This is a genomic window from Streptomyces ambofaciens ATCC 23877 (assembly GCF_001267885.1).
Lineage (GTDB): Bacteria > Actinomycetota > Actinomycetes > Streptomycetales > Streptomycetaceae > Streptomyces > Streptomyces ambofaciens.
Genome location: NZ_CP012382.1, coordinates 352,788 through 368,857 on the forward strand (window position 1 = coordinate 352,788; position 16,070 = coordinate 368,857).

At 71.1% G+C, this 16,070-nt stretch carries 17 protein-coding genes and 1 pseudogene; 9 read left to right on the plus strand and 9 right to left on the minus strand.

The annotated features are described in order from the left end of the window. Nucleotides 1-100: 100 nt before the first annotated feature. From SAM23877_RS01645 to SAM23877_RS01655, 3 genes are all read left to right on the plus strand, one after another. A complete protein-coding gene (locus tag SAM23877_RS01645) occupies nt 101-565 on the plus strand; it encodes an SHOCT domain-containing protein (RefSeq protein ID WP_053126162.1) in 465 nt (154 codons plus the stop codon). Between the two features lie 31 nt (nt 566-596). Beyond that, entirely contained in the window at nt 597-1,043 is a 447-nt protein-coding gene (locus SAM23877_RS01650) for a DUF7144 family membrane protein (protein ID WP_053126164.1), read from the plus strand. An 89-nt stretch (nt 1,044-1,132) separates the two neighbouring features. Then, nucleotides 1,133-1,399 carry a hypothetical protein gene (locus SAM23877_RS01655; RefSeq protein WP_053126166.1) on the plus strand — a complete coding sequence of 89 codons (267 nt, stop codon included), beginning with the start codon at nt 1,133-1,135 and terminating at the stop codon, nt 1,397-1,399. Nucleotides 1,400-1,426: 27 nt separating this feature from the next. On the opposite strand, the pseudogene SAM23877_RS01660 reads toward SAM23877_RS01655, so the two are convergent. Then, nucleotides 1,427-1,989: pseudogene (locus SAM23877_RS01660) on the minus strand (DinB family protein). A gap of 75 nt (nt 1,990-2,064) precedes the next feature. Further along, nucleotides 2,065-2,661, minus strand: coding sequence for a TetR/AcrR family transcriptional regulator (locus SAM23877_RS01665; RefSeq protein WP_053126168.1), 597 nt, complete (start codon nt 2,659-2,661; stop codon nt 2,065-2,067). Nucleotides 2,662-2,723: 62 nt separating this feature from the next. Between SAM23877_RS01665 and SAM23877_RS01670 the strand changes: the two genes are divergently transcribed. After that, nucleotides 2,724-3,599, plus strand: a complete 876-nt coding sequence (locus SAM23877_RS01670) for an SDR family oxidoreductase (protein WP_063796767.1) — start codon at nt 2,724-2,726, stop codon at nt 3,597-3,599. A 156-nt stretch (nt 3,600-3,755) separates the two neighbouring features. Here SAM23877_RS01670 and SAM23877_RS01675 read toward each other — a convergent pair whose 3' ends face one another. Then, a complete protein-coding gene (locus SAM23877_RS01675; RefSeq protein WP_053126172.1) occupies nt 3,756-4,493 on the minus strand; it encodes a metallophosphoesterase in 738 nt (245 codons plus the stop codon). 188 nt (nt 4,494-4,681) lie between these two features. Here SAM23877_RS01675 and SAM23877_RS01680 point away from each other — a divergent pair, with 188 nt between their 5' ends. Next, nucleotides 4,682-5,302, plus strand: coding sequence for a CGNR zinc finger domain-containing protein (locus tag SAM23877_RS01680; RefSeq protein WP_053126174.1), 621 nt, complete (start codon nt 4,682-4,684; stop codon nt 5,300-5,302). A gap of 164 nt (nt 5,303-5,466) precedes the next feature. On the opposite strand, the gene SAM23877_RS01685 is transcribed toward SAM23877_RS01680, so the two are convergent. After that, complete coding sequence (locus tag SAM23877_RS01685) at nt 5,467-5,928, minus strand: SRPBCC family protein (RefSeq protein ID WP_053126176.1); 462 nt, start codon at nt 5,926-5,928, stop codon at nt 5,467-5,469. A gap of 394 nt (nt 5,929-6,322) precedes the next feature. Here SAM23877_RS01685 and SAM23877_RS01690 point away from each other — a divergent pair, with 394 nt between their 5' ends. The 3 genes from SAM23877_RS01690 to SAM23877_RS01700 all read left to right on the plus strand — a co-directional run bounded on the left by SAM23877_RS01690 (nt 6,323) and on the right by SAM23877_RS01700 (nt 10,027). After that, the gene (locus tag SAM23877_RS01690; RefSeq protein WP_053126178.1) at nt 6,323-7,738 is read left to right on the plus strand and encodes a family 2B encapsulin nanocompartment shell protein; all 1,416 of its coding nucleotides are present in this window, start codon (nt 6,323-6,325) and stop codon (nt 7,736-7,738) included. A gap of 75 nt (nt 7,739-7,813) precedes the next feature. Then, complete coding sequence (locus SAM23877_RS01695; RefSeq protein WP_053126184.1) at nt 7,814-9,136, plus strand: family 2 encapsulin nanocompartment cargo protein terpene cyclase; 1,323 nt, start codon at nt 7,814-7,816, stop codon at nt 9,134-9,136. 15 nt (nt 9,137-9,151) lie between these two features. After that, nucleotides 9,152-10,027, plus strand: a complete 876-nt coding sequence (locus SAM23877_RS01700) for a geranyl diphosphate 2-C-methyltransferase (protein ID WP_053126187.1) — start codon at nt 9,152-9,154, stop codon at nt 10,025-10,027. A gap of 102 nt (nt 10,028-10,129) precedes the next feature. On the opposite strand, the gene SAM23877_RS01705 is transcribed toward SAM23877_RS01700, so the two are convergent. Then, complete coding sequence (locus SAM23877_RS01705; protein WP_053126189.1) at nt 10,130-11,353, minus strand: saccharopine dehydrogenase family protein; 1,224 nt, start codon at nt 11,351-11,353, stop codon at nt 10,130-10,132. A gap of 133 nt (nt 11,354-11,486) precedes the next feature. Between SAM23877_RS01705 and SAM23877_RS01710 the strand changes: the two genes are divergently transcribed. Next, on the plus strand, nt 11,487-12,200 hold the full coding sequence (locus SAM23877_RS01710; RefSeq protein WP_053126191.1) for a TetR/AcrR family transcriptional regulator: 714 nt from the start codon (nt 11,487-11,489) through the stop codon (nt 12,198-12,200). Nucleotides 12,201-12,296: 96 nt separating this feature from the next. On the opposite strand, the gene SAM23877_RS01715 is transcribed toward SAM23877_RS01710, so the two are convergent. From SAM23877_RS01715 to SAM23877_RS01730, 4 genes are read right to left on the minus strand one after another with little or no spacing between them, the layout of a single operon-like run. Then, the gene (locus tag SAM23877_RS01715; protein ID WP_053126193.1) at nt 12,297-13,556 is read right to left on the minus strand and encodes a kynureninase; all 1,260 of its coding nucleotides are present in this window, start codon (nt 13,554-13,556) and stop codon (nt 12,297-12,299) included. Next, nucleotides 13,553-14,401 carry an alpha/beta hydrolase family protein gene (locus SAM23877_RS01720; protein ID WP_053126195.1) on the minus strand — a complete coding sequence of 283 codons (849 nt, stop codon included), beginning with the start codon at nt 14,399-14,401 and terminating at the stop codon, nt 13,553-13,555. The genes SAM23877_RS01715 and SAM23877_RS01720 overlap by 4 nt, the downstream gene beginning before the upstream one ends. After that, a complete protein-coding gene (locus tag SAM23877_RS01725) occupies nt 14,391-15,239 on the minus strand; it encodes a tryptophan 2,3-dioxygenase (protein ID WP_053126197.1) in 849 nt (282 codons plus the stop codon). Before SAM23877_RS01725 ends, SAM23877_RS01720 begins: the two co-directional genes overlap by 11 nt. 25 nt (nt 15,240-15,264) lie before the next feature. Further along, nucleotides 15,265-16,041 carry an SDR family oxidoreductase gene (locus SAM23877_RS01730; protein ID WP_053126199.1) on the minus strand — a complete coding sequence of 259 codons (777 nt, stop codon included), beginning with the start codon at nt 16,039-16,041 and terminating at the stop codon, nt 15,265-15,267. Nucleotides 16,042-16,070: the final 29 nt, after the last annotated feature.

Below are 16,070 nucleotides of genomic sequence, written 5' to 3' on the forward strand. Positions count from 1 at the left end.
CACCCGTGACGGGTGATGTCACGCGGTGAACCGGTCAGGAGCCTGAAGTCAGTACGAACGGCGGCCGGGCCGCGCCCGGGACGGAGGACGGAGGACGGACATGAGCGCTCAGACCTACCTGGCGTACGACTATCCGCTGCTGGGGGCCTTCTGGACCATGCTGATGATCTTCTTGTGGATCATGTGGTTCGTCCTGCTGTTCCGCATCATCACCGACATCTTCCGGGACGACGGACTGAGCGGCTGGGCGAAGGCCGGCTGGCTGGTGTTCTGCATCGTCCTGCCCTTCCTGGGCGTGTTCGTCTACGTGATCGCCCGCGGCAGGAACATGGGGCACCGGGAGACGACCCGGGCCCGTGCGCAGCAGGAGGAGTTCAACGCCTACATCAGGAAGACCGCGACCGGCGGGTCGAGCAGCGTCGACGAGCTGGCCCGGCTCTCCGAAATCCGGGACCGGGGTGCCATCACGGACGAGGAGTTCCGGAGGGCGAAGGAACTGGTCCTGTCCGGTCACGGGCCGGCAGGAGGCGCGACCACGGCGGGCACCGGCGCTTCCGCTCGCTGAAACACCCCCATCCCACGAAACGAGGTCCGAGATGACCGCCACACACACCCACCCGGCACCCTCCGCGAGACAGGAATGGGCGACCGGTCTGACCGCCTTCGCCGCCGTGATGCTCTTCCTCGCCGGGCTGCTCACCCTCTTCCGGGGCATCATGGCCATCGCCGAGGACGACGTCTTCGTCACCACGCCCGACTACGTCTTCCAGTTCGACCTCACCAGCTGGGGCTGGATCCACCTCGTTCTGGGCGCACTCGCCATGGTCGTCAGTGTCGGGCTGCTCAAGACGGCGGTATGGGCGCGTGTCACCGGGGTCGCCATCGCCGCTCTGGTGATCATCGCCAACTTCCTTTCCATGCCGTACTACCCGGTGTGGTCCGTCGTCATGATCACCATCTCCGGCTTCATCATCTGGGCCCTGTGCGTGGTGCAGCGCGGCGGCAACCTGTACGACCTGTCCGGGGAACGCCAGTCGCGTTGACGGCGCGGCGGATCACCGGCGTCACCGCCACCGCGACGTGTGCTCGGGGGACGCTGGACGTAGGGGGCAATGAGAGGGAGAGACACCTCATGACTCAGGCAAGCACGGACAAGACCCACAGGTCGTTCCTTTCCCGCCCCGCTGTCCGCCGCCTCATACCCTTCACCCTGATCACGGCGGTCGCTCTGGTCTTCATCTTCGAGAACCGTTCGAGTGTGGAGATCCGCCTGCTCGTACCCATCGTGACCATGCCGCTGTGGGGTGCCCTCCTGATCGCCTGGGCCCTCGGCATGCTCGCCTGCCTCTTCACCGTCCGACGACGCTCCGACCGGCACGCACGACGACAGGGGTTGTGACCAAGGTGCCCCCGACGGCACGCGAAGTCATATGCGGCGCGGTCCGGCCCCGTCCTGCCGGCGGTAGAGGTCGCGCAGCAGGGAAATCTCGGCGCCGTGATGGATCAGTTCCCTGTTGACGTGCAGGACGATGCCCTCCATGGGAAACCGCTCGGGGCCCACCGCGGGCGGGTTCTCCAGGTCGGCGTCCGAGAGTTCACGGACCCCCGCGTCCCATCTCCCATACATCTCATCGAGCTGCTTCAGGGCCTCGTCAGCGGTCCCCGCGTAGGGGAACGTCCGGGCGTCGACGTCCTGGCCGCCGAAGTGCCATCCGACCCGATAGCCAGGCAGGAGACGATGATGTGCGCCAGCCGCCAGGCAATCGTGGTGACCGGCGCCGGCACCGGATCGGGGGACGCGAAGTCCATCGTCCACTCCCCCGAACCCGCCGGCATCGGTGCGGCCGACGTGCCGCGGGGGCGGATGCTCCAGCAGTCACGCACCGGCTCCCAGAAGTACTCCTCATCGGCAAGGCCCTGCAGCCGCGGCCGCAGGTTCTTCTGCCAGTGCCGGTCCAACTGGTCCGCGATGCGTTGGCTGTTCGTCATCTTCGTACGCTACATACGACACGGATCCGGCCGCGCCCCGGTCCCCCGCTCAGATGCGGCCGGCAGTGTCGGTCGTCACCGCAGCTGATCGAATGCCAGGTCGGCGTCGGCCACGGCTTCGGGGTGGACGTCGTCCGCGCTCCGACCGTCAGCGATCTTCTGCCAGTTGGTCCGGGCGAGCACCCGCTGGACCGCGAGTACCTGGGCGGCCCGAAGACGCGCCCGCACGCCCGTGCCGAGGGCGTCCGCCAGCGACTCCTCGTCCTCGAGCTGGTATCGCGTGAGCCGCCCGGCCAGGCTCGGCGTCGTGAACACCAGGCGATGGAAGGCCACCACCTCGGGGTGGTCGTTGAGGCCGGTGACGGGGTCGTTGCGATCGAGACCGGAGCGGAAGTGCCGGTGCAGCGCCGTCACCGGCTCGGTGCCGGGGCCGCGGTCACGTACGACGCGTGCCGCCTCGCCCTGGTGGTCCGCGAACCGGTGCAGGACCAGGTCTTCCTTGGTGGGGAAGTACCGGAAGAGCGTCGGCTTGGAGATCTCGGCGGCGGCGGCGATGTCGCTGACCGAGACGCGGTCGAAGCCGTGCTCCAGGAACAGGGCGACGGCCGCGTCGCCGATGGCCTCGCGCGTCCGCTCCGTCTTTCGGGCTCGCAGTCCCGTCGGCTCGCTCATCTGACCAGGGTAACATATGTAATCGAGTTGCTTTTTTAACTCAGTAACGTTTTTATGGCGCCATGACTCACGCAGACACCCCTCCTGTGCTCGTGACCGGCGCAACGGGTCGGATCGGCCGCCTCGTCACCGACCTCCTCCTCGACGCGGGCGTACCGGTCCGCGCCCTCACCCACCGCTCCGGGACGGCCGCGACGCTGCCGGCGAAGGCGCAGGTCTTCACCGGCGACCTCACCGTGCCCGAGTCGCTGGAACCGGCGTTGCACGGTGCCGGTGCGGTCTTCCTCGTCTGGACCGCCCCACCCGAGACGGCCGCAGCAGTCGTCGAGCGTCTCTCCCGTCACGTGCGGCGGGTCGTGTTCCTCTCCTCCCCGCACCAGACCCCGCATCCCTTCTTCCAGCAGCCCAACGCGATGGCGAGGTTGCACGCCGACATCGAGCGGCTCATCGCGGCGGCCGGACTCGAGACGACGATCATCCGTCCGGGAATGCTCGCGTCGAACTCGCCGGCCTGGTGGGCGCCCGCGATCCGGGCCGGTCAGGCCGTCCGGTGGCCTTACGGGGCTGCCGAGACGGCACCGGTCGACGACCGCGACGTCGCAGCCGTCGCGGCGCTGACGCTCCACCACGACGGGCACGTCGGAGGCGACTACGTCCTCACGGGCCCCCAGTCGCTGACCCAGGCGGCACAAGTGGAGGTCATCGGTCACGCCCTGGGGCGACGGATCGCGTTCGAGGAGATGACCCCGGCCGAGTTCCGGAACCTGTCGAAGGACGCGCCCCGTTCGACCGTCGACATGCTGCTCGCCGCGTGGAGCGCGGCGGTCGGGCGGCCGGCGTACGTCACCACTTCGGTCGCCGACATCCTCGGGACGGCGCCCCGAACCCTGCACCGATGGGCGGCCGATCACGCCGCCGAGTTCACGGAGCGTCCGTGACTTCATCGACCGCCACGTATCCCCGGTCAGTTCCGGCCGTCCGGGACGACCGGGCGGTCCGCCCCGGTGGCGGTGGCGAGGTCCGCGGCGAGGGCGTGCAGCCACACCTCCAGATCGACCAGGAGGGACCACGCCCCGGGCGTCATGGAGCGCCGGTCAGATCACGACCCGGTAATGGGTGGTCAGGCGCCGCGTGTCGTCCAGGATGTGGAACGCGAGACCGGGCGGCTGGTCTCGGTCCGCCGCCTGGTCGCCCTCCCAGGGCAGGCGCAGGGTCCAGGTGACGGCCGGTCCGACGATCAGCGGGCGAGCGGCGAACGTCGAGGCGGCCGCCGTGTGGGCGTGGCCGGTGAGGACGGCGGCGACCTGCGGGTGGGCGGCGAGCAGGTCGGCCAGTCGTTCCGGCTCTTCGAGCATGTAGGAGTCGGGCAGGGGGTGGTGGAGTGCGACCGGCGGCTGATGGAAGGCGATCAGTGCCGGGGTGTCCTGCGGCAGTGCGGTGAGCTCGGTGTCGATCCAGGCGAGGGTCCCGGTGTCCAGGAGGCCCTGGTCGCTGCCGGGAATGGTGGAGTCGCACATCAGGATCGCGGTTCCGTCGACGTGGTGGGCCTGGTTGATGGGACCGTCGTCGGGTTCCTGTCCGAGCAGGGCCTTGCGGTAGGCCGGTCGCGCGTCGTGGTTGCCGGGGCAGGTGAGCACCGGGAAGGGGGCGCTCAGGATTCGGGCCGCCTCCTCGTACTCGGCCTCCTCGCCGTGATCGGCGATGTCTCCGGTGACCAGGAGGGCGTCCGGCGGGTGCGGCAGGGCTCGCAGGTGGTCCATGACACGGGTGGCGCGTCGGGTGGCCCGCTCACTGCCGTCCAGGTGCAGGTCGCTGATGTGCGCAAGCAGCATGCCGCGGTCTCCTCTCAAGGCGGGCCCGGCCGCCGCCCCGGTGAGGGAAGGTGTCCGCCCGCTCCAGCACCTAACGGTATTTCTCCGTATTCCGTTAGAGAGCCTAGAGTGGGTGCGGCAATGCGATCAAGTGGTCGGCCGCCGCAAGGGCGGTGGCGACCGGGCACCTGACGGGAAGGGGCTGTCTCATGGAACGCTGGCCGGCCTTGGAACTGGCGAGCACGATCCGCCACGACGGAGAGGGTGGCGTGGCCGATGACCTCGCCACGGTCCCGGGAACGACGCGATGGATCCAGGAGCAGGGGGAGTTGCTGGCCGGTCTCGTCCCGACCGGAGGAGTCGCCGCGGACGAGAGCCTGAGGCTCGAGATCGTCGGACTCCGACAGGCGGTCCGGTCCCTGTTCGCCTGGGCCGTCAGTCCCGCTCCCCCGAGCCGGGCGGACGCCCATCGCCTGATGACCGTCGACCGGGCCCTGGCTCATCTCAACAGGTGCGCGGCGCGGGACACCGTTGCCCCGCAGCTGGACTGGCCCGCCGACGGAGTCCCCAGCGCGCGATGGGTGTCGGCGGAGAAGGATCCGTACGTTCGGCTTGTCGCGGGCCTGGCCAGGGCTGCCATCGACTTCCTGAGCGGCCCGCAGCGCGCACGCCTGTGCGCCTGCACGGCCCCCCGCTGCGTGCGCTACTTCGTCAAGAGCCATGGGCGGCAGGAGTGGTGCAAGCCGTCCTGCGGAAACCGAGCCCGAGCGGCTCGCCACTACAGGCGTCACCGCACCGCGGCCGAGCCCGGCACCGCCCCGCCCGAATGACCTGAACGACGCACATCCGACCGCTGCGGACTCGACCGACGCACACACAGACAAGCCACGGCGCGGGTCGACGCCGTGGGCAGGACAGGGCCACGAGGCCGGTGCTGTCGGCGCCTTGCGGTCACCGGCGCCGACAGCACCGCGCCTCAGCGAAGGGGAAAGGGTCACTCACCCGGCCGGATGCGGCCGCGCCAGGCCCCGGATTCTCCGCCGCGGCCCTCGATGTACTCCTTGAAGCGCTGCATGTCGCCCTTCACCCGCCGGTCGATCACTCCCAGCATGTCACCGGTCTTCTCCGCCACACCGGTGGGCTCGACGTCCATGACGAGCTCGACCCGGGTGCGTGTGTCGTCCAGGCGCTGGAAACTGACCGTGCCCTTCTGCTTCGTGTCCCCGGTGGTGGTGCGCCACGTGATGCGCTCGTCGGGGAGCTGGTCGACGATCTCGGTGTCGAACTCGCGCTTCACTCCGCTGACCTTGGTGGTCCAGTGGTTGTGCCGCTCGTCGAGCTGCCTGACTTCCTCGACACCCTCCATGAAGTGCGGGAACTCCTCGAACTGGGTCCACTGGTTGTAGGCGGTGTGCACAGGAACCTCGACGTCCACAGCTTCCTTGACCATGCTCATTCGGGAACCTCCCTCTCTGCTCAACTCGTCACGGCCGAGGCCGGCATCCAGCCCGCGGCCTCGGCACGCCGGGCGAGTACCCGAGGATCACGCCCCTAACGTCCCCGTTGCCGTTGCCGTCCGTGTTGCCGTTGCCCTGCCGGAGGCCGGGGTCGTCAGCCGCTGATGGGCGGTGACCCCCCGCAGCGGGCCGATAAACCGCATTCAACCGATTGTCACCGCTTCGAGGTAAGCACCCCGTCTCCCTGGTGGATGCAGCCAGTTGACCCGCTAGCTTCGGGGACGTGGACGGATTCCCACGATCCCTCCCACTCGTTGCCCGCCCCCTCCCCGTCTCCCGGTCGGCGCACCCGTGTGCGCCGCACGACCCGTCGTGCTAGGAGTAAGCCCGCCGATGTCCGTCGACAGCATCCCGGAAGCTCGGACCACACCCGACGCGCCGCAGCAGTCCCTGAGCACCGCAGCCGCCCGCAACCTCGCCACCACCACCAAGTCCGCGCCGCAGATGCAGGAGATCACCTCCCGCTGGCTGCTGCGGATGCTGCCCTGGGTCGAGGCCCAGGGCGGCGCCTACCGGGTCAACCGGCGGCTGCGCCACACCCTCGGCGACGGGCGCGTCGAGTTCGTCCAGGAGGGCGCCACGGTCCGGGTGATCCCCCGGGAGCTCACCGAACTGGCCGTCCTGCGCGGATTCGAGGACATCGACGTGCTCACCGCCCTCGCCGGCCGCTGCACGCAGCGTGACTTCGCGGCGGGTGAGGTCCTCGTCGAGCGTGGCAGTCCCGCCGGCCGTATCCATCTGATCGCCCACGGCCGGGTCAGCCAGACGTCCGAGGGCAGGTACGGAGAAGAGGTCGCCCTCGCGGTACTCGCGGACGGCGACCACTTCGGGGAGAACGCGCTGTCGGACTCCGACGCCCGCCACGACTGCACGGTCACCGCCGAGACGGCCGGCACTCTCCTGACCCTCTCCCGTGCCGACTTCACCGCGGTCCAGGCGTCCGCCCCACACCTCCGGGCCCACGTCGAGGAGTACGACTCCCGCAGGCGGCAGCGGCAGAACAAACACGGTGAGGCCGAGATCGCCGTGTCGGCCGGCCACTTCGGCGAGGCGGACCTGCCAAACACCTTCGTCGACTACGAACTCAATCCCCGTGAGTACGAGCTCTCCGTCGCACAGACCGTGCTGAAGATCCACACCCGGGTCGTCGACCTCTACAACGGTCCGATGAACCAGACCGAGGAACAACTCCGGCTGACGGTCGAGGCCTTGCGTGAGCGCCAGGAACACGAACTGATCAACAACCGCGAGTTCGGGCTGCTGCACAACGCCGACTTCAAACAGCGGATCCAGCCCCGCAGCGGTCCCCCGACCCCGGACGACATGGACGATCTGCTCTGCCGCCGACGCGGCACCAAACTGTTCCTCGCCCATCCCCGGACGATCGCCGCCATCGGACGCGGCTTCAGCGCCTGCGGTCTCTACCCCGACCACGTCGACCTCGGCGGCCAGTCCGTCCCCGCCTGGCGCGGTGTCCCCATCCTCCCCTGCAACAAGATCCCGATCAGCAAGGAGCAGACCAGCTCCATCATCGCGATGCGTACCGGCGAGGACAACCAGGGCGTCATCGGGCTGCGGCAGACCGGACTGCCGGACGAGTACGAACCGGGGCTCTCCGTACGGTTCATGGGCATCAACGAACAGGCGATCATCTCCTACCTCGTCAGCACCTACTACTCCGCCGCGGTGCTCCTGCCCGACGCGCTCGGCGTGATGGAGAACGTGCAGGTCGCCCACGGGCCGCGCTGACGTCCCGGTCCGCCGCGGGTTCACGCCTCACCCGCCCCCGTACCGCAGAGCCCTCACCGCAGCAAGGAGCCGCCGATGCCCGACTCCGGGCCCCTCGGACCCCATAGCCCTGACCACCGGCCGACGCCGGCCACCACCGTGCCGGACGCCCCGGCGTCGAAGCCGCCGGACGTCGCGGTCACCCCGACCGCCTCGGAATTCCTGGCAGCGCTGCACCCCCCGGTCCCGATTCCCTCCCCCTCACCGCCCTCGGGGTCTGCCTCCGCCGCAGCGGACACGCCTGACGCGACCACCGTCGGCTCCGCGCTCCAGCGGATCCTGCGCGGACCGACCGGCCCGGGCACGGCTGCGCTCGCCCTGTCCGTCAGGCACGACCCCCCGTCGCTTCCAGGGTCTCCGGCTCCCGCCGAGCCCGCCGCGGGGCGGGCCGTCCCCGGCCTCTACCACCACCCCGTCCCGGAGCCCGACCCGGCACGCGTGGAGGAGGTGAGCCGCCGGATCAAGCGCTGGGCCGAGGACGAGGTCCAGCTCTACCCCGAGGACTGGGAGGGGGAGTTCGACGGCTTCTCCGTCGGCCGTTACATGGTGGCCTGCCACCCCGACGCCCCGACGGTCGACCACCTGATGCTCGCGACGCGGCTGATGGTCGCGGAGAACGCGGTGGACGACTGCTACTGCGAGGACCACGGCGGGTCGCCCGTCGGCCTCGGCGGACGCCTCCTCCTCGCGCACACCGCGATCGACCCCTTCCACACCACCGCGGAGTACGCGCCGCCGTGGCGGGAGTCGCTCACGTCGGACGCCCCGCGGCGGGCGTACCGCAGCGCGATGGACTACTTCGTCCGCGCGGCCACCCCCTCCCAGGCCGACCGCTACCGGCACGACATGGCCCGGCTCCACCTGGGCTACCTCGCCGAGGCCGCCTGGGCACAGACCGATCACGTTCCGGAGGTGTGGGAGTACCTGGCGATGCGCCAGTTCAACAACTTCCGCCCCTGCCCGACGATCACCGACACCGTCGGCGGCTACGAGCTGCCCGCGGACCTGCACGCCCGTCCGGACATGCAACGGGTCATCGCCCTCGCCGGCAACGCGACCACCATCGTCAACGACCTCTACTCGTACACCAAGGAACTCGACAGCCCGGGCCGCCACCTGAACCTCCCGGTGGTGATCGCCGAACGCGAGCGGCTCTCCGAGCGCGACGCCTATCTGAAGGCCGTCGAGGTCCACAACGAACTGCAGCACGCCTTCGAGGCCGCCGCGGCCGAACTCGCCAAGGCCTGCCCCCTGCCCACCGTGCTGCGCTTCCTCAAGGGCGTGGCCGCCTGGGTCGACGGCAACCACGACTGGCACCGCACCAACACCTACCGCTACAGCCTGCCCGACTTCTGGTAAAGAACGGACATATCTGTGACCACTGAATCGACCTCCACCGTCACGGCGAAGATCCCGGCCCCGGCGACGCCCTACCAGGGGGACATCGCCCGCTACTGGAACAACGAGGCGCGGCCGGTCAACCTGCGCCTCGGTGACGTGGACGGGCTCTACCACCACCACTACGGCATCGGCGCCGTGGACCACGCCGCGCTCGGCGACCCGGCGGACAGCGAGTACGAGAAGAAGCTCATCGCCGAGCTGCACCGGCTGGAGTCGGCGCAGGCGGAGTTCCTCATGGACCACCTCGGTCCGATCGGCTCCGACGACACGCTCGTCGACGCCGGATGCGGGCGCGGCGGGTCCATGGTCATGGCCCACCGCCGCTTCGGCTGCAAGGTCGAAGGCGTCACCCTGTCGGCCTCCCAGGCCGACTTCGGCAACGCCCGCGCACGAGAACTGCGGATCGAGGACCACGTCCGCTCCCGCGTGTGCAACATGCTCGACACCCCCTTCGACAAGGGCAGCATCGCGGCCTCGTGGAACAACGAGTCGACGATGTACGTCGACCTGCACGACCTGTTCGCCGAGCACTCCCGCTTCCTCGAGGTGGGCGGCCGGTACGTGACGATCACCGGGTGCTGGAACCCCCGCTACGGCCAGCCGTCGAAGTGGGTCTCCCAGATCAACGCCCACTTCGAGTGCAACATCCACTCCCGCCGCGAGTACCTGCGCGCCATGGCCGACAACCGGCTGGTGCCGCACACCATCGTCGACCTCACTCCGGACACCCTGCCCTACTGGGAACTGCGGGCCACGTCCTCGCTGGTCACCGGGATCGAGAAGGCGTTCATCGAGTCCTACCGCGACGGGTCCTTCCAGTACGTCCTGATCGCGGCCGACCGCGTGTAGGCCCGGCGGGTCCCGCACTGGCGTCCCGGCCCCGCGAGCCGCCGGGACGCCTGGCGCGCGTTCCCTCCCCGCACGGCACGCCGGCGCACCGCCTCTCGCGGCTCACACCTCCTCGCGCAGACCCCAGGGCGAGCCGTACGCGGTGAGCAGGTCCAGGAACGGGCCGGCCGGCAGTGCCTCCGGACCGAGGACGCCTTGGCCGGACCAGACGCCGGTGGCGAGCAGTTCGAGGGCGACCACCGGGTTGATGGCCGTCTGCCAGACCACGGCCTGCGAACCGTACTCGCGCATGGACCACTGGTTGTCGACCACGTGGTACAGGTACACCTCGCGCCGCCGGCCGTCCTTGGTGCCGGTGACCCAGGTGCCGGCGCAGGTCTTGCCGGTCATCCGGTCGCCGAGCGTCGCCGGGTCCGGGAGGCACGCGGCCACCACGTCACGCGGGGAGACCCGCACCGGCCCGTCCTCGCCCGGCACGGTGACCTTGCCGGTCGAGTCCAGGCCCAGCTCGTGGAGCGTCTTGAGCCGGGCGATGAAGGCGTCGCCGAGGCCGTACTTGAACGTGACCCGCCGGGCGTCCACCCAGCGCGGGATCAGCAGCACCTCCTCGTGCTCGACGTTGACGCACTCGACCGGCCCGATCCCCTCGGGGAACTCGAACACCTCCGGCTCGCTGAATGGCGCGGTGGTGAACCAGCCGCGCTCCTTCTCGTAGACCACGGGCGGGTTCAGGCACTCCTCGATGGTGGTCCAGATGCTGAACGAGGGGGCGAACTCGTAACCCTCGACCGTGAGGTTCGCCCCGTCGCGGACGCCGATCTCGTCGATCTCGTCGAAGAGCTCGTCGGCGGCGTAGCGGGCGAAGACATCGGAGAGGCCGGGTTCCACGCCCATGCCCACCAGGGCCAGCCGTCCCGACGCGGCCCAGCGCTCACCCAGTTCGAACTGCGCGTCGCCGAGCTTCACCCCGCACTCCTCGTACGGCCGCGAGGCGTGCGGGGCGGACAGCGACATCGCCATGTCGACATAGTCGACTCCCCCGGCCAGGGCGGCCCGGAACAGCGGCATCACGAAGCGCGGGTCGGTCGCGTTCAGCAGGACGTCGCACCGGTGCGCGGTGAGGGCCCGGCGCACCGCCTCCTCGTCGGAGGCGTCCAGGCGCAGCGCGCTGAACCGGTCGCCCTGCCCCGGCAGCGCGTCGACCGCCGCCCGTGCGCGGGACAGGTCGTAGTCGGCCACGACCATGTGCGTCAGGAAATCCCTGCGGGCGGCGATCCGGGTGACGGCGCCGCCGACACCGCCCGCGCCGACGAGGAGTACTCGCATGACTGACACCTTTCGTACCGGAGGCGGGCGCCTCCGTGGTGGTGTCGATGCAACAGCGGGCCCTGCTTTAAGGTCAACCACGTTGGCATAAGGCTCGCGGTGGTTCGCCGCGATGGCGGAGGGGAAGCGACCGATGCCCAAGAAGGTGGTGCCGGAGGAGGCGCGGCGCAGGCGCAGACCGACACGGCAGGGTGCGGTCCTGTCCGAGGCGCTCATCGTGGAGACCGCGCTGCGGGTGCTGCGCGAGCACGGCACCGGCGGGCTGACCGCCCGGCGTCTGGGCGCGGCGCTCGGTGCCGACCCGAGCACTCTCTACCGGTATTTCGGCGGCATGGACGACTTGGCGCGGGCCGTCGGCAACGAGCTGATGGGGCGGGCGCTGGACGGATGGACGGCGCACGGCGACTGGCGCGGGGACCTGCGCTCCCTCGGCGTGGCCCTCCACTCCTCCTACCTCGCCCATCCCCAGGCCGCCGTGCTCACCGCCAGCCGGGTCAGCGGGCGGCCCCGCGAGATCGCCGTGGACGAGGCGATTCTCGGCCTGCTCCGGAGCGCCGGTCTCGGGGACCGGGCCGCGGTGCGCTTCTACCACGCCTTCATCGATCTGACCCTGGCCTTCGCCGCGCTGGACGCCGGCTCACTGGCGCTGCCCGAGGAAGCCCACAAGGCCGACGAGGACATGTGGGGCTCCCTCTACGCCCGGCTGCCCGCCACCACCCACCCGAACATCGCCGCGACGGCCGACCGTCTCGCGGCCCGGATGCCGCACAGCGCCTACCCGGTGGTCCTGGACACGCTGCTGGACGGCATCGCCGCCGAACTGGCCGCGCCGCCCGCGGCCGGATGAGCCCCGCCGTCGCAGCGCCCGCGCGGCCACCTCGCCGAACGCTCCGCCGGCCGGGCGCCCTCGACGCCCTTGAGGGGCCCGACGGCCGGGCGTCCGTCAGGTCACCGGGCCCACGGTCGGCGGCGCGGGGTCGTAGGCGGCCCGCCGAGTGAGGTCCCGCAGGCGCAGCGCGGCGGTGAGCAGGTCGCGGTGGCTGGTGTAGAGGGCGTTGACGCCGAAGCGCAGCAGGTCGGGGGCGCGCATGTCGGCGATCACGCCGTGTTCGGCGAGGGCGACGACCAGTGCGCGGGCATGGGGGTGGCGAAGGCTGACCTGGCTGCCGCGGCGGCCGGGCTCGGCCGGAGTGACGGAGGTGAAGCCCACAGGGGTGAGGAGTTCGTCCGCGCAGCGCAGGAAGTAGTCCGTCAGGGAGAGGCTCTTGGCGCGGACCTGGGTCAGGTCGACGCCGTCGAAGGCGGTGAGGGCCGCTTCGAGGGCGAGCAGGGACAGGATCGGCGGGGTGCCGATGCGGGCGCGGGCGATGCCTGAGGCGGGCGCGTACTCGTCGGCCAGGCCGAACGGATCGGCATGACCGGTCCAGCCGGGCAACGGGGTCCGCAGCGAGGCGTGGTGGCGGCGCGCCACGTAGAGGAAGGCGGGCGCGCCGGGGCCACCGGAGAGGAACTTGTAGCCGCAGCCGACGGCCAGGTCGACGTCGAGGGCGTCGACGTCGAGGGGCAGGGCGCCGGCCGCGTGGCACAGGTCCCACAGCGCGAGCGCGCCGACGTCGTGGGCGGCGCCGGTCAGCGTCCGCATGTCGTACAGCTCGCCGGTGCGGAAGTCGACGGGCGCGTAGCTGACGACGGCGACCCGGTGGCCCTCGGCGGCGAGGAAGTGCGGAAGAGCGGCCGGTGGGACCCGCCGCACCTCCAGGCCCCGGCGGCGGGCGACCGCGTCGGCCAGGTAGCGGTCGGTGGGGAAGTGTCCGGGGTCGGTGACCAGCAGCGGACGGTCCGGACGGAGTTCGGCCGCGGCGTCGAGCGCGGTGAACAACTGCACGCTGGTGGAATCGCCCACCACGGTCTGCCCCGGCGCGGCTCCGATGAGCGCGCCGACGGTGTCCCCCACCCGCAGGGGTGCCTCCCACCAGCCGTCGGCGTTCCAGGAGCCGATGAGGCCGGCGCCCCACTGGCGCCTGACCACGTCGTCGAGGGCGGCCGGGACGGCGGCGGGCAGCGGACCCAGGGAGTTCCCGTCCAGGTAGACGACGTCCGGCGGGAGAAGGAAGCGGGCGCGGAGGGGAGCCAGGGCGTCGTCGGCGTCGAGTCGCGCGGCCCGCTCGTACAGGGCGGCGGGCACGGAGGGTGCGGTGGTCATCGGCGTGCGGCCTCCTCGCCCGCGCGGCCGGGGCGTCCCGGGGTGAAGGCGGCCGCCATCTCCCGGAGGGTGCCGGCGACCGCGCGGGCGCCGGGTGCTCCCGGCTCGATGAGGGTGTAGTGGCCGGTGCCGGGCAGGACGACCGTCCGCAGGTCCCGGTGGACGGCGGCGTAGTCGCTGAACTGGCTGAGCGGGACCTCCTCGTCGGCAGCGCCGTGCAGCAGCACGGTGGGCACACCGGTGGTGCCGGCGTCGCGCAGCAGGGTCAGGGGGTCGACCTCGGGCAGCCACTTCTCGAAATGCTGCTCGCCGCCGAGGAGCTGGAGGGCGGCGTCGTCGCTGAGGCGGTCGCGGCGGGTGGCGGTGAGGTCGGTGAGCGGTGCGAGGGCGAGCACGCTCGTCGGCAGGGTGCGCGTGTGCCAGCGGGAACCGGGCGGCAGCAGCCCCCGGGCGGCGCACCACAGCGCCAGGTGGCCGCCGGAGCAGTGGCCCGCCAGGACGTAGGGCCGTCCTTCGGGCAGGGTGTCCACGACGCGGGCGACGTCGTCGAAGGTCTCGGGGCAGCCGCCGGCGCCGCCGGACCGCCGGAAGCCGGGGAGCAGCACGTCGAAGCCCTGCTGGGACAGGTACGCCGCGAACGGGGTCAGGTGCATCCGGTCGTAGCGCCAGTAGCCGCCGTGCAGCAGGATCACCAGCGGAGCGTCGGGGTCGTCGGACGGCCAGGCGTCGTAGGACTGGTGGGGGTGGTCACCGTAGCGGCCGTGCGCCGGGGCCAGCACCGGCTTCAGGCTCAGGACGCGCCGTTCCTCCTCGGCCGCGAAGGCGGAGATGGCCCTAGACGTCACCGCGCGCCTCCCACAGTTCGGGGAAGACCGGGCGGGCCGCCCGCTGCTCCAGCCAGGTGAGCCCGGCGGAACCGGCGCTGCCCGGTTTGGCGCCCATGGCGCGGCGCACGACCAGGACGTGCTCGAACCGCCAGCGGGTGACGAGTTCGGCGATGTCGGTGAGCAGTTCGCCGAGTGAGAGGTGGGGGTGGTGCCGGGGCCCGGCGTAGACGCGCCGCCACACCTCCACGACCCCCGGGTCGCTCGTGTAGGGGCTGGTCACATCGCGCTCGCGGACGTGGCGCGGGACGGGCAGATCCTGTCGGTGGAGGTAGGCCAGCACCTCGTCGTACAGGGACGGTTCCCGGTAGGTCTCGGCGAGCGCCTCGTGGACGGCCGGGTCTCCCCGGTGAGCGCGCAGCAGCCTGGACGACTTGTCGCCGAGGAGGAACTCCATGTGCCGGTACATCGCCGACTGGAAACCCGACGCCTTGCCGAACGCGGCCCGGAAGCCGTTGAACTGGGCCGGGGTCAGCGCGGCGATGGGCGCCCAGGCGCCGCCCAGGGCGGTCAGCGCGCGGCGGCTGCGCGTCAGGGCGTCCAGGGCGGCGGGCAGGTCGTCCTTGGCGAAGGCCACCCGTGCCGTGCGCCACTCGTGCACGATCAGGGTGAACCACAGCTCCATCACCTGGGTGGTGACGAGGAAGCCCATCTCGTCCGGGGCCTCGGTGAGCGGCTGCTGGAGGGAGTTGAGGACGGAGGCGTGCACGTAGGTGTCGTAGGGGCTCGCACCCTGGAACGGCCGGGTCAGGGCGTCGTCCGTCACCGGCTCGCCGAGTGTGGTCGTGCTGTCGTTCATCGCTTCTCCTAGGGGTGCGTGCGGGTCACACACCGAGGTGCGCGCCGCCGGAGGCGTCGATCCACTGGCCGGTGACCCAGCGGGCGTCGTCGCCGGCGACGAAGGAGACGACGTCGGCGATGTCCACCGGGTCGCCGAGCCGGCCGAACGTGGAGGCCTCGGAGTACCTGCGGCGGATCTCCGGGACGGCGAGGGTGGGGTTGATCTCCGTCTCGGTGTAGCCGGGGGCGACGGCGTTGACCGTGATGCCTCGGGGGCCCAGCTCCTGGGCCAGGGCGAGGGTGAGGTAGTCGAGGGCGGCCTTGGTCATGGTGTACGAGACGATCGGCGGGAAGGCGACGCGGGTCGCGACGGAGGAGATGTTCACGATCCTGCCGCCGTCGCGCAGGCGGTCCAGCCCGCGTTGGATGATGAAGAACGGCGCCTTGGTGTTGACCGCGAAGACCCGGTCGTAGTCGGCTTCGGTGACGTCGGCGATGCTGCGGGGGACGGTGATGCCGGCGTTGTTGACGAGGATGTCCAGTCCCGTCGGTGCGTCCTGCTCGGCCAGGGCCCGGTCGAAGGCGGACCACAGGGTGTCGGCGTCGCCGGGGACGCCGAGTTCCGCGTGCACGGGGAAGGCGCGGCCGCCGTCGGCCTCGATCTCCTTGACGGTCCGCTCGGCGGCCGTCAGATCGTGGCCGTAGTGGACCGCCACCAGGGCGCCCTCGCGGGCCAGGCGGCGGCTGACGGCTCTGCCGATGCCGCGGCTGCCCCCGGTGACCAGGGCGGTCTTTCCGTCGTGGCGGGCGGCGGTGGTCATCGTGGGGCTCCTTAGGTGAGGGGGCATGG